This window comes from Pantoea leporis (assembly GCF_028048155.1).
In the GTDB taxonomy this organism is placed as follows: domain Bacteria; phylum Pseudomonadota; class Gammaproteobacteria; order Enterobacterales; family Enterobacteriaceae; genus Pantoea; species Pantoea leporis.
In genome coordinates this window covers 681,165-695,302 of record NZ_JALMEU010000002.1, presented here as the reverse complement: position 1 = coordinate 695,302, position 14,138 = coordinate 681,165, and the positions used below count along the sequence as shown (strand labels likewise).

The window sequence follows — 14,138 nt, the reverse complement described above, 5'->3', positions numbered from 1 at the left end:
GACGCCCCATCCTCTGTCAGTCGTGGAAGGTGACACTGGTGTCGACCGGTACACGATCCATGCGGAACCGGTTACCGGGCGCCGCCTCATCCGGGTAGCCGAAAGATATGCCAAAGAGCAGTTTTAATTCGTCAGGCACGCCGAGGAATTCACGGATTGTCTGGGCAAAAAAACCAAGCGAAGTTTGGGGAATACCACCGAGACCACGCGCCGCGAGCGACAACAGGAAGGTCTGTCCATACATACCGATGTCTCCTGCAACGCGCACATTGTCACCAAATGAGGGCATGAACAGGAACGCGACCTGGGGAGCATTAAAGAACGAGTAGTTCATCGCGCCCACGCGATGCCGCCCCTCCTTGTCCTCGCGCATCACGTTCATGGCTTCATAATAGGCCTTGCCTAGCGCGTCGTTACGCTTACGATATTCGCCGTAATAGTCGTTCTGGTCGAAAGTAAAGTCCGGTGTGAATTCTCCAGCATCGTTTTTGACGTGCAGAATTCTGGAGAGCTGCCTGAGCTTCTCGCCGCGGACGATGTGCGTATTCCAGGGCTGCGTATTGCAGTTAGAAGGTGCGTACTGAGCATCTTCCAGCACCTCCCGGATAATGCTTAAAGGCACGGGATTATCGAGAAAGCCACGGACAGAGCGACGCGTGCGGATAGTTTCTCTGAACGACAGCGTTTCATCTGGTGAGGTTTCGGCGCTGGAATGAATGAGATTCATAGTCATAACTGCTTCCTTTGTTAGGGTGAGTGTCTGTCAGGTAGCCATAACCATAACGTCATGGACACGACGGCCCTGGGCGACAGTTTCTTTCGATCATCAGATGACCTTAATGGCGGGTCATATTCCGCCCAAACATCTCTAGTCAGCAAGACTCTAGCGTACTAGATAAATTAGCAAAAACAGACTGTAGTCGGCCTCTTTAATCGTTTCGAGGTCTACAGAGGTCCTGCAAAGTCTCGCGAAGCAAAATAAGTCCAGCTTCGTCCAGCTTACAGGCACTCTTGATCTTCTTAGTAACGCCCAAGATTTCTTCCCGGATATTCTCGGCACGTGGGGTCAGATTGACCAGCACACGTCGTTCATCGTTCGGGTCTCGGGTACGAGTAACAAAGCCGGCTGTCTCAAGACGCTTGACAAGCGGCGTGATAGTGCCCGTGTCCATATCGAGAGAGGTGCCAAGCGTGCCAACTGATAATGGCGATCCGTTCAGGAGTTCGAGTATTACCAGGTACTGCGGAAACGTCAGCCCTAACGGCTCCAGGAACGGCTTGTGCATCCGGGCCATACGGTTAGCTGCCCCATAGAGAGCAAAAGAGAGCTGCATACCAACGCTGCGGGACATAGTCATCATTATCTCGAACGATATCTTCTAGTGCACTAGAGTAAGCCATTACACAACTTTTTCAAGAACCATGACCACCTTCCTGGCCAAAAAATCGTCGGCTGTGCTGCGCTCCTTAAGCCTGAAAAGGCTATCTGGATTAAGTAGTGAAAGGCGGTTGGCCTGTTCTTCAACGTAAGCTTACAGGCATTGGCCCGATTATTTCCCGGTGATAAATTAACATAATGGTTGCTAAATCCGCTTCTGGCACATTGCTGATGGCCTCTTCTGAAAGCAACAATCAGCTAACACATCTGCATACACTTGTAACTAAAGCCCGCATTATTTCGCCCGAAACTGTTGATGAAAGTAAGCAATAACTTACCAAACACAGCAAACATCGGAGCACGTAATGACCATTTCACAGCGGCTTTTCCTGACCTTCTCGCTACTGGCGATATCACTGATCGCACTCGTTACCACATCCGTTAATGTGGTGACCGGATTTCAGGCACGTTTTAAGTACGTGCAAGAAAACACTATCCCTTCCATTACAGATATTGACGACCTGATTGACACGAGCAACAAAATTATCATTAGTCTTTACCGGCATCAGAGTTCAAAAATCCTCAGCCAGCAGGCAAAGTTTGAAAAAGAGATTAATGAAAATATCGACCAGCTGACGGAAGGTACCCGGCACTATCTTGAGGTGAACGTTTCTAACGACGAAGATCGACAGATGACTGAGCGTGAACTTGCCATTATTCAGCAAATGCGTGCCAGGTTACCGGCTTTTTTTGCTGGTTCCAGAGCGCACAATGATGATGTGGCGATGCCCGACCTGCAGGGAAATGACGGTGTAGGCGCTACCACCCGTAGCCTGATTTATGACTATCTGAAGCAGCGTCAGCTTAACGTCGGCATCGGCAACGCATTCGACGCGCATAACACCCGTACTTATCATAAGACTTTATGGACACTCATCGCGGGTTCTGCCGCGGGTATCGTGATACTGGGTTATTTCACGGTAAGAACCATTCTGTCTATTCGCCGCCATATGAATGGCATGCGTACCGTAATGGAGAGCGCAAGTGAAAATCTTGATTTAACCCTTAGGGCAGATGAGTCTCGTCGCGATGAGATAGGGCTTACCGCGAAAGCGTTTAATCAACTTGTAAGCAAGGTTGACACTTCACTTAAGACCGTCGGGCAGGCGGCATACTCCGTCAGCGTTTCTTCAGGCGAAATAGCCGCGGGCAATGATGATTTATCCTCGCGGACCGAAGAGCAGGCTGCCTCCCTGGAGGAAACCGCAGCCAGCATGTATCAGCTCAGCGAGACGGTCCGGCAGACGGCCGAAAACACCCGGCTGGCCAGTAAGCTGGCGAAAAATGCCCGTGAGATTTCTGATGACAGTTCCGTCAAAGTCAGCACCATGATTGGTACTATGTCAGACATCCGGAGCAGCTCGGCCAAAATCACAGACATCATAGCCCTGATTGAGGGCGTGGCATTCCAGACCAATATCCTCGCACTTAACGCAGCGGTCGAGGCCGCCCGCGCCGGTGAGCAGGGTCGTGGTTTTGCGGTTGTGGCTGGCGAAGTCAGAAACCTGGCACAGCGCTCTTCCGCCTCTGCCCGTGAAATCAAGGCGCTGATTGAATCCTCCATTGCTTTTGTTGAGGCGGGTACGTTACAGGCCAGCGAAGTTGGTGAGAACATGACGCGGATGGATGACGCTGTTCGTCAGGTCAATGAGCTGATAGACGGAATTTCGGTTGCCGCGCAGGAACAGTCTCTGGGAATAAGCCAGGTGCATCAGGCGATCAATCAGATGGATGACGTGACGCAACAGAATGCCTCGCTGGTCGAAGAAGCATCCGCCGCTGCCCATTCACTGACCGAACAGGCTGAAGCGCTGAATGGCATGGTCTCAGCGTTTACTATTAGTGAAGGCGTTTCTATCCTTAAACCAGAAGTTAAGCTACACAACAGCAGACTTGTTATGCAGCCGGTAACGTAAAAGCCGTTGTCTGAAACATTCCACAGTAGCGACGACAACTGGGCTAAGTGCTGACAAAATCAGACAGCCGGCGGTACATACGGCTGCCTGAGCTTATCCGGCTCACACAAGGAAATCCGAATGCACAGTAAGATAAAGAGTGGCGCTGCCGAAACTAATTGGTCAACTTGTTGTTATGGGTACTCGAGCCCTCTATCCCCACAGGCAGGTAACACTTATCCATTATCAGGCTGTAGTACAATGAAGCCAGGCAATGTTCGCTTCGGGTTGTGAGTTCAACGCTATCCTTAACCATGGGGGGACGTTGCCATGAAACAAAGAGCGCTCACTTTTTACACGACAGAACAGAAAGCGATTGTCTGGGCCAGATAATCGCGAGGTGATTTCCTGCATGATATCGCCAGAATGTTCGACAGATATCATTTTTCTATTATGCACACTATTCAGCAGACTGGTGGGTATCGCCCCCTGGTGAGAAAACGGTATCGGTAATCTTTTTCACTTGCTGAAAGAGAGGAAATATCCAGAGGGCTGGTAGCAAAAATCACCATCAGGGCGATCGCAAACAACTTATCAAGAGCCCCCTCAGCGATCAGCCGCTTGATCAGGAGGTACAGAGGTGCAAAACAATACCGGGCAGCAAAAGCCAATGCTGCCGCGTGGGAAAGTGCTCTGAGACCAAAACTCTGCAAGCTAATGAAAGCACCACATTGTGTAAAATTATTGCTGAGAAGATGCATCAGGACTGGTCGCCGGAATAAATCGCCGGTTGGCTGAAACCCTGTTATCCAGATAATCAGGAAATGCATGTGTCACACAAAATGGTTTAAAAAACGCATTTTATACAAATCCGTGGAGCATTAAAAAACAACTGCATCAATGACTCAGAAGCGGAAGAACGGTACGTTGATCCCCAAAGTCTTCACTTAAAGGGAAAGGATTGGGATCAATCCCGGATGCGATATCTGTCACCCAAAGGCCAGCTGAAGCCGCAGACAGAACCATACCTGGCCACTGGGGAGGTGATCTGATCCAGGGCTCTAAAAACTCCTCTTTCGTCATCCTCGTTGAACGCCGTTTCCGCTTTGTTATGCTCACCATAATCACGGACAACAAAAACAAAATTGTTATATCTGCACTCATCAAACAAGCGCGCGAATTACCTATTGAGCTTTATATAGCATTAACATGGGATCGAGGCGCTGAAATGACCAGCCACGCTCGATTTACTGTAGCGACAGACATTCAGATTTATTTATGTGATCCTCAATCTCCCTGGCAGCGTGACTCAAATGAAAATACTAACAGGCTGCTCAGACAATATTTTCCAAATGAACTGACCTGTCTGTTAACAGCCAGCAAAGACCTACAGTGTTGCCACTCAGCTAATTTAAAGGCCGAGAAAAACGCCAGACTATAAATCACCCGCAGAACGGTTCAATAAGTGTATTGCATCCATCGGTTGAACTCATAGTGAGAAGCGGACGTTCGGAATTTTTCTCACAGCCCGATAGAAGCATCACAAATATTGCACTGAGTTAAAAAGGCATCAAATCAACAGATGTCTCATCAGCGCAATGACAATGCCTATACTCTGAGTTAACCCTATTGATTTACGAAGGAGTAGGTATGTCCTGTAAACTTCAGGCAGTACTATTTATCGCCTGTTTTTTCTCTGCTTCAGTTAGCGCCGCCCCTCAGAATACTCTACTTATCCGCCAGGGTTACCTGTTACCCATGACAGCCAACGGACAGGATCAGCCCTCGACCGACATCCTGATCCGCAATAACCAGATAGTACAGATCGGAAAAAATCTTGTCGCCGCCGACGCAAAGATAATTGACGCCCGAGGTAAATATGTAATGCCGGGGTTCGTCGATGCGCATAATCATTTATGGGTCACCACCATGCGTGGCCAGTTCAGAAATAAACAGGGAAAGTTTTTCCCTGTCAGTAACAAGTTAGCAAAGAAGATGCAGCCGGATGATATTTGGCTGGCAATTTATTCTGGTTCGCTTGAACTGTTACAATCTGGAATCACGACTACTGGCGACTTCTTTGATAACATTCATGGCCCTGCATGGGGTGATGCTGGCTTCAGAGCGCTCGAAAAAAGCGGCATTCGCGCCATCATGTATTACGGTGGTCCCGATAAAACCACAAAAAGAATGATTGATTTGACGCACTTGGCTGAACTCAAAAAGCAGTCAACGGATCGTGTTCAACTCGGGCTGGGCTGGCGGATCCCCAGGGACTTATCCAGCCAGCAGAACTGGGCCATGCGGGATAAAGAATACAGGTTTGCTGTTCAACACAATTTGCCCATTCAGGTGCATGTCAGCGGCGATGCCCGCGCAATGTTCGATGCACTTATAGACCGTCAGTATTTATCGCCATCGCTGACAGTGATACACGCAAGCGATGCGCTCCCGCAGCAGTTAAATGCTCTGCAAAAATCGGGGGGTGGGCTGGTATTAACACCGGTCAGCGAGCAACGAGTTGGTTATGGGCTGACCCTGCTTAATCACTTTCAGGACGTTGAAAGGCAGGGGCTGGGCATAGATGGTAATGCATTGTCTGGCGGGGCTAACATGTTTGAAACGCTCCGCACAGCCGCGCTTACTGAAAGTGGTAAAGCAAAAGATGAAACGCTTCCAGACGCGCGCCAGCTTCTGGCGTTAGCAACGCGTCGCTCTGCTGAATCGATAGGGCTGGGGGAATTAACCGGCACCCTTGAAGAGGGTAAGCGGGCAGACATTCAGATAATTAATCCCAACACGCTGAATATGGCAGGATTTGGCGGTGGCGACCCGGCAGCCCTCATCGTCTACTCAGCTCAACCGGAAAATGTAGAGACGGTCATTGTCGACGGCCGCATTATCAAAGCAGATGGAAAACTACAGGGTATTAATCTGGAAGAGCAGCTAAGAGCGACTAATGCTTCTGCAAAAAAACTATTGGAACATAGTGAATCGCAGATGTAATGAGGCCTGCTAATGTGCCAGCCATGAGGACATAGCAACGTCCGCTTTTGGTACAAAGCGGACAGGCTGATTGAGCTGGAGATCTACTATGAGCGAAGAGCGGATATATTTTATAGATAAGACAGACTTGGATTTTCTGGAGCAATCATATCCATTTCAGCTACGCGTGGGAACAATGTTATCCAGACCTGCATTACGCCATATACGGAGTAAACTATGCCGGGAATGAGGATATCCTTCCTGCAGGTGCTGAAGAGATTTTAATCGCGTTACGTCGAAATGACGGAAGTCGTTACGTTCTTCACACCATGCAGCAAGCACAATAGCGCCGGAGAAGTAACCCAGCGCGAAAGGCCATATCGTTCTTTCACTCATATTACCGAGTGTGTCTGTATAACCTGCACGGATTTTACGTCTCCACCTGATGGCGCTTCGAACAACGCTCAGGTTTTCAAAGTTGTGATGAGCTTCCTGTCTCTTTCCCACCAATAATGTCGAGTCATCAAACAATGTCTGTAACTGTGGCGGAAGACCGTGGCGGACTTTCCCCGTTACTTCTGAAGCTGCTTTAGCAATCCCCTTATCACCATATGTGGCTACCCAGCGTAAACCGAGCGCCAGTGCATCAAGCTGTTCGGGGGTAAACATCACCGGCGGTAAATGATGGCTCCGGGAAAGGATATATCCTGTGCCAGCCTCTCCCTGAATGTCGGCACCCTGAGCGCGTAGTGCGCCAATATCACGGTAAAGTGTACGAAGACTGATTGAAAGTTCTTCAGCCAGCCTGTGGCCACTTATCGGATAGCGATGCTGATAAAAAATCTGCAGAAGATTGAGAAGGCGTTCTGCTCGTTTCGGTCCTGATGCTGACATGTTCTGTCAATGCTCCCTGCAATAGTGAAGTCTCATTCTTTTTGGCGTGAGAGACTCATGATACCTAACCTGATCATTCTTTATGTTGATAACCCGATTGTGAGCAGTGGATTTTACCAGAAGCTATTCAATACAGAACCAGACGTGATGCTTCCGACGTGGGTGGCTTTTTCCTTTAATAACGGCCTGAACCTTGGACTATGGTCAACGACAGCGAGTGACTTTGTATCCTGCGGTGAAGGTAGCCGAACTGAATTGAGTTTTATGGTGAAAGATATTCAGGAGGTTGATGTGCTTTATCAGCAATGGTCAGAGAGCGGTGTGCAGATAGAACAGGAGCCCAAACATGCTGTTTTTGGCAAGACGTTCGTTGCGCTTGATCCTGACGGGCACCGTATCCGGGTATGTATCCCGGACGAATAAGTTAAAACGCTTACCTACCCATTTTTGAACCTGACGTATTCGCTTCTGGCACAGGGCTGCTGTTGCAGCCCTCACAGGCTAGACTTCAATTGACTCCGATATTTCCAGAGCATCATCTACTTCAATGCCAAGGTAACGTACTGTGCTTTCGAGTTTTTTGTGCCCCAAAAGTAACTGGATTACCCGAAGGTTCTTCGTTTTTTTATAGATAAGATATGGTTTGGTTCTGCGCATTGAGTGCGTACTGTAGAGCGTCTCATCGAGACCAAGCTTCCCAATCCATCCATGAAAAATACGGTTATATTGTCTGGTTGAGATGTGTCTTGAAGAACCAACGCGGGACTGGAAGAGATAGTCGCTATTACTTAGTTGAGCCATTTTGATCCACGCGGCTACAGCCTCTCTGGTTCACTTAGTCAGTTCAAACTGAACAGGGCTGCCCGTTTTCTGCTGCAGCACTGTCGCTCTGCCCGAAACAGAGTGCCCATAGGCTATATCAGAAACTTTTAGCTTAACCAAATCACAGCCCCGAAGTTTACTATCCAGAGCCATGTTAAAAAGAGCCAGATCACGAACTTTTCCTTCCAGCTCAAGACGGATACGAATTCCCCAGATATGAGAGATCTGAAGAGGCCGTTTCTGGCCGATAATGCGGCTTTTGTTCCAGGGGGATGTTGTCATGTTCAATCTCCATTGGGTTAGGAGATGTGATTATGAGTGTCCCGTATGAGCGAAGAGCGGACCTGAGGTTGTGGTATGCTAATTTATGGGGAGCAGGTCAATTGCATTAGTTATCTTTTTTGCTTTTCTTTCTTCCCATTCCTTTCCATTGGTCTGATACCACTCTTCATGTGCTCGTTGTTCCTCGGCTCTGTCACTTTAATTATAGTTGTCTGTTTTAATTTTTTTGCCTCCTTGGGAAATCGGCCTCCAGTCTTCTCTAATCTTTTTCACCTGCTCGGCTATCTGTATCATTGGACTCCTTGCTCCTAAGTAGCTAATCCCCTCGAAAGAAGCCATATCATAAGAATACTCATTCCGCTCTCTTTCAGTTGAGCCCGGCTGTTTAGACCAACTAATACTGACAGAATAAACTTGATCTTTAATCTGTTCATACTTGCAAAGACTGCTGTTGAGGGAATGGCCGTTTTTCAATACGCTAACCTTGCTAAATGGTATGCCTCTATTTTTTCTATGTTCTGAATTTACCAGTGGGGGATTAAATCCGATTTCAATATCATAGGCTGGGGCATTTCCGGTATTAGCAATATTGATATCAAAATAAAAAGCAGCCCAAGAATTTGGTTCAAGAGTCACAACGACATGAGGTTGAACTGATGCGTCAACCATCCTTTTTGTCTCGTCTGCTAATAGCCTTGTTACTCTCCACAAGAAAAATGTAGCAACTGCTGTTAGCAATGCTGCCAAAGCGGAGATAAGTGTGCTTACTGTGTTTATATGCTCTGCGATAAACTCGATCATGAATTGTCCTTGGGGTGGCGTGCTAATTGTTTTCAAAAATAAAATAGCGCCCGGCTTGAAAAATTGCACGCTTAAGGTTCGATTTACCTCAACGGATAAGGCTTCAACTTCCCCCATGCGCCTCACCCAGCCCAAGGCTGTATGAGATCTTACAAAGAACTTACTGACACTTGAAAACGTGGCAGCGGATAGGGTTGCTCGTAGCGTGAGGATTGAATGGGAAGCCTGTAAGCGGGTTGCGTCTGACGATTGAGACTTTGAATTATGGTTACACGGACAGACCAACTATTGAAAAAGCGATGCGGGGCTATCTAGAACACCTCGGCAACATGCCACGGACGGGACGGATTACAAATGCTGCTGTATTCGAAGATGTGTATCGCTTTCTGTTGAATGGTTCTGGGCGGCTGGAACTGCGCCGCACTGACGTGGCCGCTGTCCGCGTCTTCCTTTGGAACTATAAATACCGCCGCTGTGTTGTGACAGCGCCTTACGTCTGCCGTATTAATCACTGTCATAGAATCGGGCGCGTGCGCGCTGCGGTATATTGCTCCGCGAACGCTGCTGAGGGCGGCTTTAATGTTGAGCATTTATGTGGCCTTTCACTCACCAGCATGAGTTCAATGTTAGTGAGTTACCGACAACAATATAAAGGGGTTGGCGTCATCTATCCAAGGTAGAGTCAAAGCCTTTAACTGGTTTTATGATTAGTGTCAATTGTTTGATTATTGATCGTTTACGAAGCGGCACGGGAGTCATATAACTAATGGGCAGGCATAAGCCTGTATCACGAGGAATCAGTAATATGGCTGATGATAAGAGCAAAATCGGTACCCCTGACAATGATTTAATAAGTATCAAACAGGATTACGAGAGACGTGATTGGGCTGAAAAGTTTGGAGTTAGCGAGGCCAAACTTGTTCAAGCCGTACAGGCCGTAGGTCATTCGGCTAAGAAAGTACAGGCATGGCTTAAAGACCATTAATATATGAGCGCCTTCAGGGGCGCTTTTTTCTTTGTCCTTTGGGAGATGATTTATGGCTAATAATTTATTTATTACTTACGACCTCATTAAAACGAAAGATTATGCAGCTGTGTATGATGCAATTAAATCTCTAGGGAATTGGGCTGTACCAACTGAATCGAACTGGTATGTTAACTGTAGTTACTCTGCCGAGGATGCAGCCAAAATTGTAAGGGCGGTCATGGATAGTGATGATAAGCTTATTGTTGTAGACGCAACCAATAACTCAGCTTATTGGTACAATCTCTCGGATGAAGTTAGTAACCAAATTCTGACTGAGTGGTACAAGTAATTAAAGGGGGGACAGCCCCCTTTAATTGAGAAACTATCATAATTTAAACATTAAATATACTGGGTTAATTCTTTCATCCCTGCTCCCTTGCTATATGTCCTGAAAGCTTCCTTTTTGGCCTTCTGCTCAGTATGTCCGGTAATGGCACAAATCTACCTTTAGAGAATGCATGTCCACTATGGGCGAAACCCGATATATGTGGGTTGCTATTTGACCAACCTTGTTTAGGTGGCTACTTTCGGACTGCACCAATCACGGTATCCGGCTGCATCAGTCCTGAAAAATCCCAGGAAGGTAGGCGCTGGGCGGAGACAGGCGGGCAAAAGTGCATGATTAATAGCTTACCCACACGGCAGTATGGGTAAGCACGATCCGCGAATCAGTTGAATACCATTCCGCCGTCGATCAGTAGCGATTGCCCGGTCATGTAGTCGGAATCCGTTCCCGCCAGAAATGCGACGCATGCGGCCACATCTTCCGGTTCAGATAGCCGGCCCAAAGTAATACGTTTTGCAAATTCCTGCGTCCCAAAGCCAGCCGGTTTACCCGCCGCTTGTGAAATTTGCCTGTCTATCGATTCCCACATGGGGGTTTTGACAATACCCGGACAGTAGGCATTGACCGTAATGCCTTTCGACGCAAGATCTTTAGCCGCTGTCTGCGTCAGCCCGCGAACGGCAAATTTGCTGGAGCTATAAACTGCCAGCTCCGGATTGCCAACATGTCCTGCCTGAGAGCAGGCATTAATGATTTTGCCACCGTGCTTCTCCGCGGAAAAAGCGCTGATCGCCGCCTGCATCCCCCAAATCACACCCTTAACGTTGACGTTATAAACCTTATCAACGATCTCCTCGGTGATATCGGTAATCGGTGTTGATGGCGCAATACCGGCGTTGTTCACGATGACGTTGAAATCACCCAGCGCATGGCGCGCTTCTTCAACGGCGTGAAAAACGTTATCGCGTTGGGTGACATCAACCTGCAGCGCGATAGCCTTTCCTCCTGATGTGACAATCTCATCAGCGACATGCTGCGCCGTTTCAAGATTGAAATCCGCGATGGCTACGGAAAAGCCGTCTTTTGCCAGGCGTAAGGCAATGGCTGCACCAATGCCCTGTCCGGCGCCGGTTACAAACGCAACTCTGTTTTTCATAATCATATCCTTTCAATTAGAGAATTTGACTCAGGTGTAACTGACTCATCAGTAGCGGGTTATCGCTGTAGTCGACCGGAATTGCGACCACAGCGGGGCCGCTGACATCCATTGCTTTGCGCAATGTTGGCTCAAGTTCTGCCGCACTGTTAACGGAGAAGCCGGCTGCGCCAAAGGCTTCGGCATAGGCTTTAAAATCCACCGGACCGAAACTGACGCCTGAAATTCGCTGATACTTTTTCTCTTCCTGCATGGCGACCATGTTGTAGGCGTTATCAACCCAAATGATGTGCAGGATATTGGCCTTCAGCCTGACGGCAGTTTCCAGTTCCATGCTTGATTGCAAAAATCCGCCGTCCCCGGACACTGATACCACCTTGCGTGAAGGATCAACCAGCCAGGCACCAATAGCCCAAGGTAGGGCGACACCCATGGTCTGTTGACCATTAGAGATCATGATTTGGCGCGCACGGAAGCTATACAGATAGCGCGCTATCCAGATATGAAAGCTTCCCATATCAACGGTAAGGCTGATGTCAGAGTTAATGATGTCTTGCATCGCATGCACGATGCGCAGGGGATGCAGCGCAAATTGATTTAAGCTGGCACCTTGCATCGCCAGTAATTGCCGTTGCTGCTGGCGGTCTTCCAGTACAGCGGCCGCAGCGTGACTTAGCGTTAATGGTGAGAGGATACGGGCGGCAATCTTGCATACGGTCTGCGCAATGTCGCCTACCAGTTCAGCGTCGGGCTGGTAGCGGTTATCCGTATCAGCCGGTAGCACATCAATATGTACCAGGATGGCTTTGCCGCTGTTCCACATTGCCGGCTCATACTCAACCGGGCTATAACCGATAGTGATGATCAGGTCCGCCTGCTGTAATAACCGGTCTCCTGCCTGGTTGTTAAATAATCCAACCCGTCCGGCAAACCTTGAGAAGTGCTCCTGTCTGACTGCGCCTGCAGCCTGGTAAGTACTGGTAACGGGGATCTGGCTTTTTGACAGCAGTTCATGGATTGCGGCGCTGTTTTCTGGTTGGCTGGCCATCAGGCCCAGCAGGATAACCGGATTTTTTGCCCGGCTGATTTCCTGGCTGACAGCCTCAATTAGGGCATCGGGGGCCGCGCCCAACTTAACGTGTCCACTGTTTTGCAAAGGGCTGCCGGAAACCGGCTGATCAACAATATCCTGCGGCAGGCTGATAAAGGCACCTCCACCGCGTCCGTTTTCTGCATAACGAAATGCGTTAGAGACACATTCGGTCAGCGCGGAGGGGGCGGTGACCTCAACAGCATATTTCGTTACCGGACGAAACATCGACACGGTATCCAGGCTCTGGTGAACCTGTTTGGCGCTATCCGACCGTTTCACCGCTCCGCCAATGGCCACCACCGGATCGCCTTCGCTGGTGGCGGTTGCCATGCCGGTAACCAGATTCGAGCAACCTGGTCCGGATGTCACAAGTGCAACACCGGCATGTCCCGTAAGTCGGCCTACCGCTGCGGCCATAAAGGCAGCATTTGCCTCATGCCTGACAGGGATGAGTTGAATGGGAGAATCCACTAATGAATCAAACACTTTGTCGATTTTGGCTCCGGGGATGCCAAACACGTGGTTTACGCCTTGTGCTTCAAGCTGCGCGACCACGAGATCGGCGCCGCTGTTCCAGTGAGTGTGGGTTTTTAACGTTTTCATATTGCCCCCTATTGTTAGCTTTCGACGGCGCGAATGGCTTCATCAAGATTGTGCGGCGTGAGCTCTGCCTGAAGAAATTCGGTATCCCGGGGTAGATCAATGACAAGCTTGTTGATGGAGCCAAAGGTTAGCGTTCCCTCCTTCAGCACATAATCGAGGATGTGCCCACCGCCTTGCCGGTCATCCGTAATAAAGTGCTCGTGATAACCCGCCACGTTGATTCCCTGCATGTACTGCGGCGTACGGAAGCCAATCAGTTCACCCTGCGTCTCTTTAAATGCGAAGGTTGGCTGATCGCCCAGCACTTCCGGCATCGAGCGATAAGGGCGACATTGGCAGGGAACGGTTCGAGTCCGTACGGCATGAAAGCGACCACTGATACGCATGGCACAGAATTGGTTATCTGAAGTGATTTTGCTGTCGATAACCTGATGAACCTTTTCTCGCGTGGCGGTTTCGGTAAAGCGGTAGCGATTTTCAGGTTTGAAAAAAGTCATCACAGCAAACGGCGTTTGTTGCTCGGGCTGGGCAGGATTGGCGCTGCCATCGGAGCGTAACTGATAGACCTTGCTGTCGAAGGCAATGAGTTCTCCATCCAACTGGTTGAACGTACCCAGGCCAAAATCGCCTTTCTTTAACAGATCGGACACCGTGGTGGATCCGTCATAAACACCGCTCAGCAGCGCGCTCATCAGTGAGGTCTGATAGATAACCTTTTCTGGTGAATCACCATTGAGTTTAAAGACGGTTTCTTTCAGCTGTTCCTCACATGAACAGGCAGATACAAAATTACACATTTGCCACCTCGCAAACCAATAGTTAAGCCGTGTTAATATCATGGTGGGCTTTTTGGCTT

Annotated in this window: 12 protein-coding genes and 2 pseudogenes; 6 read left to right on the top strand and 8 right to left on the bottom strand. The window is 48.9% G+C overall.

Annotated elements, in window-relative coordinates:
• Positions 1-16: 16 nt before the first annotated feature.
• Together MWH02_RS10450 and MWH02_RS10445 are read right to left on the bottom strand one after the other, a co-directional pair.
• Positions 17-733 (bottom strand): nitroreductase, encoded by a 717-nt coding sequence (locus MWH02_RS10450; RefSeq protein WP_271460561.1) that lies wholly within the window; start codon positions 731-733, stop codon positions 17-19.
• A 196-nt stretch (positions 734-929) separates the two neighbouring features.
• Complete coding sequence (locus MWH02_RS10445) at positions 930-1,352, bottom strand: MarR family winged helix-turn-helix transcriptional regulator (protein ID WP_225608267.1); 423 nt, start codon at positions 1,350-1,352, stop codon at positions 930-932.
• A 391-nt stretch (positions 1,353-1,743) separates the two neighbouring features.
• On the opposite strand from MWH02_RS10445, the gene MWH02_RS10440 reads away from it, so the two are divergent.
• From MWH02_RS10440 to MWH02_RS10430, 3 genes and pseudogenes are all read left to right on the top strand, one after another.
• Positions 1,744-3,354 carry a methyl-accepting chemotaxis protein gene (locus MWH02_RS10440; protein ID WP_271460560.1) on the top strand — a complete coding sequence of 537 codons (1,611 nt, stop codon included), beginning with the start codon at positions 1,744-1,746 and terminating at the stop codon, positions 3,352-3,354.
• 309 nt (positions 3,355-3,663) lie between these two features.
• Positions 3,664-4,820: pseudogene (locus tag MWH02_RS10435) on the top strand (IS30 family transposase).
• Positions 4,821-4,983: 163 nt separating this feature from the next.
• Complete coding sequence (locus MWH02_RS10430; RefSeq protein WP_271460559.1) at positions 4,984-6,339, top strand: amidohydrolase family protein; 1,356 nt, start codon at positions 4,984-4,986, stop codon at positions 6,337-6,339.
• Positions 6,340-6,495: 156 nt separating this feature from the next.
• Here MWH02_RS10430 and MWH02_RS10425 read toward each other — a convergent pair whose 3' ends face one another.
• Positions 6,496-7,212 (bottom strand): helix-turn-helix transcriptional regulator, encoded by a 717-nt coding sequence (locus tag MWH02_RS10425; protein ID WP_271460558.1) that lies wholly within the window; start codon positions 7,210-7,212, stop codon positions 6,496-6,498.
• A gap of 57 nt (positions 7,213-7,269) precedes the next feature.
• On the opposite strand from MWH02_RS10425, the gene MWH02_RS10420 reads away from it, so the two are divergent.
• On the top strand, positions 7,270-7,635 hold the full coding sequence (locus tag MWH02_RS10420) for a VOC family protein (RefSeq protein ID WP_271460557.1): 366 nt from the start codon (positions 7,270-7,272) through the stop codon (positions 7,633-7,635).
• 78 nt (positions 7,636-7,713) lie between these two features.
• Here the strand turns inward: MWH02_RS10420 and MWH02_RS10415 are convergent.
• Together MWH02_RS10415 and MWH02_RS10410 are read right to left on the bottom strand one after the other, a co-directional pair.
• Positions 7,714-8,316, bottom strand: a pseudogene (locus tag MWH02_RS10415) (site-specific integrase).
• Between the two features lie 198 nt (positions 8,317-8,514).
• Positions 8,515-9,234 (bottom strand): DUF8453 domain-containing protein, encoded by a 720-nt coding sequence (locus tag MWH02_RS10410; protein WP_271460556.1) that lies wholly within the window; start codon positions 9,232-9,234, stop codon positions 8,515-8,517.
• Positions 9,235-9,922: 688 nt separating this feature from the next.
• Between MWH02_RS10410 and MWH02_RS10405 the strand changes: the two genes are divergently transcribed.
• Positions 9,923-10,102, top strand: a complete 180-nt coding sequence (locus tag MWH02_RS10405; protein ID WP_271460555.1) for a DUF3606 domain-containing protein — start codon at positions 9,923-9,925, stop codon at positions 10,100-10,102.
• A gap of 52 nt (positions 10,103-10,154) precedes the next feature.
• Positions 10,155-10,433: a hypothetical protein gene (locus tag MWH02_RS10400; RefSeq protein ID WP_271460554.1), complete on the top strand. Its 279-nt coding sequence runs from the start codon at positions 10,155-10,157 to the stop codon at positions 10,431-10,433.
• A gap of 379 nt (positions 10,434-10,812) precedes the next feature.
• Here MWH02_RS10400 and MWH02_RS10395 read toward each other — a convergent pair whose 3' ends face one another.
• From MWH02_RS10395 to budA, 3 genes are read right to left on the bottom strand one after another with little or no spacing between them, the layout of a single operon-like run.
• A complete protein-coding gene (locus MWH02_RS10395) occupies positions 10,813-11,586 on the bottom strand; it encodes a (S)-acetoin forming diacetyl reductase (RefSeq protein WP_271460553.1) in 774 nt (257 codons plus the stop codon).
• 16 nt (positions 11,587-11,602) lie between these two features.
• Complete coding sequence (gene alsS, locus MWH02_RS10390; RefSeq protein WP_192413392.1) at positions 11,603-13,282, bottom strand: acetolactate synthase AlsS; 1,680 nt, start codon at positions 13,280-13,282, stop codon at positions 11,603-11,605.
• A 14-nt stretch (positions 13,283-13,296) separates the two neighbouring features.
• Positions 13,297-14,079: an acetolactate decarboxylase gene (gene budA / locus MWH02_RS10385; protein ID WP_271460552.1), complete on the bottom strand. Its 783-nt coding sequence runs from the start codon at positions 14,077-14,079 to the stop codon at positions 13,297-13,299.
• Positions 14,080-14,138: the final 59 nt, after the last annotated feature.

Bases quoted from the DNA above. Each gene is read 5' to 3' on its own strand.
- MWH02_RS10430 (WP_271460559.1), top strand. From the start codon at position 4,984: ATGTCCTGTAAACTTCAGGCAGTACTATTTATCGCCTGTTTTTTCTCT.
- MWH02_RS10410 (WP_271460556.1), bottom strand. From the start codon at position 9,234: ATGGGGGAAGTTGAAGCCTTATCCGTTGAGGTAAATCGAACCTTAAGC.
- MWH02_RS10405 (WP_271460555.1), top strand. From the start codon at position 9,923: ATGGCTGATGATAAGAGCAAAATCGGTACCCCTGACAATGATTTAATA.
- MWH02_RS10395 (WP_271460553.1), bottom strand. From the start codon at position 11,586: ATGAAAAACAGAGTTGCGTTTGTAACCGGCGCCGGACAGGGCATTGGT.
- alsS (WP_192413392.1), bottom strand. From the start codon at position 13,282: ATGAAAACGTTAAAAACCCACACTCACTGGAACAGCGGCGCCGATCTC.
- MWH02_RS10420 (WP_271460557.1), top strand. From the start codon at position 7,270: ATGATACCTAACCTGATCATTCTTTATGTTGATAACCCGATTGTGAGC.
- MWH02_RS10450 (WP_271460561.1), bottom strand. From the start codon at position 733: ATGACTATGAATCTCATTCATTCCAGCGCCGAAACCTCACCAGATGAA.
- budA (WP_271460552.1), bottom strand. From the start codon at position 14,079: ATGTGTAATTTTGTATCTGCCTGTTCATGTGAGGAACAGCTGAAAGAA.
- MWH02_RS10425 (WP_271460558.1), bottom strand. From the start codon at position 7,212: ATGTCAGCATCAGGACCGAAACGAGCAGAACGCCTTCTCAATCTTCTG.
- MWH02_RS10445 (WP_225608267.1), bottom strand. From the start codon at position 1,352: ATGTCCCGCAGCGTTGGTATGCAGCTCTCTTTTGCTCTCTATGGGGCA.
- MWH02_RS10440 (WP_271460560.1), top strand. From the start codon at position 1,744: ATGACCATTTCACAGCGGCTTTTCCTGACCTTCTCGCTACTGGCGATA.
- MWH02_RS10400 (WP_271460554.1), top strand. From the start codon at position 10,155: ATGGCTAATAATTTATTTATTACTTACGACCTCATTAAAACGAAAGAT.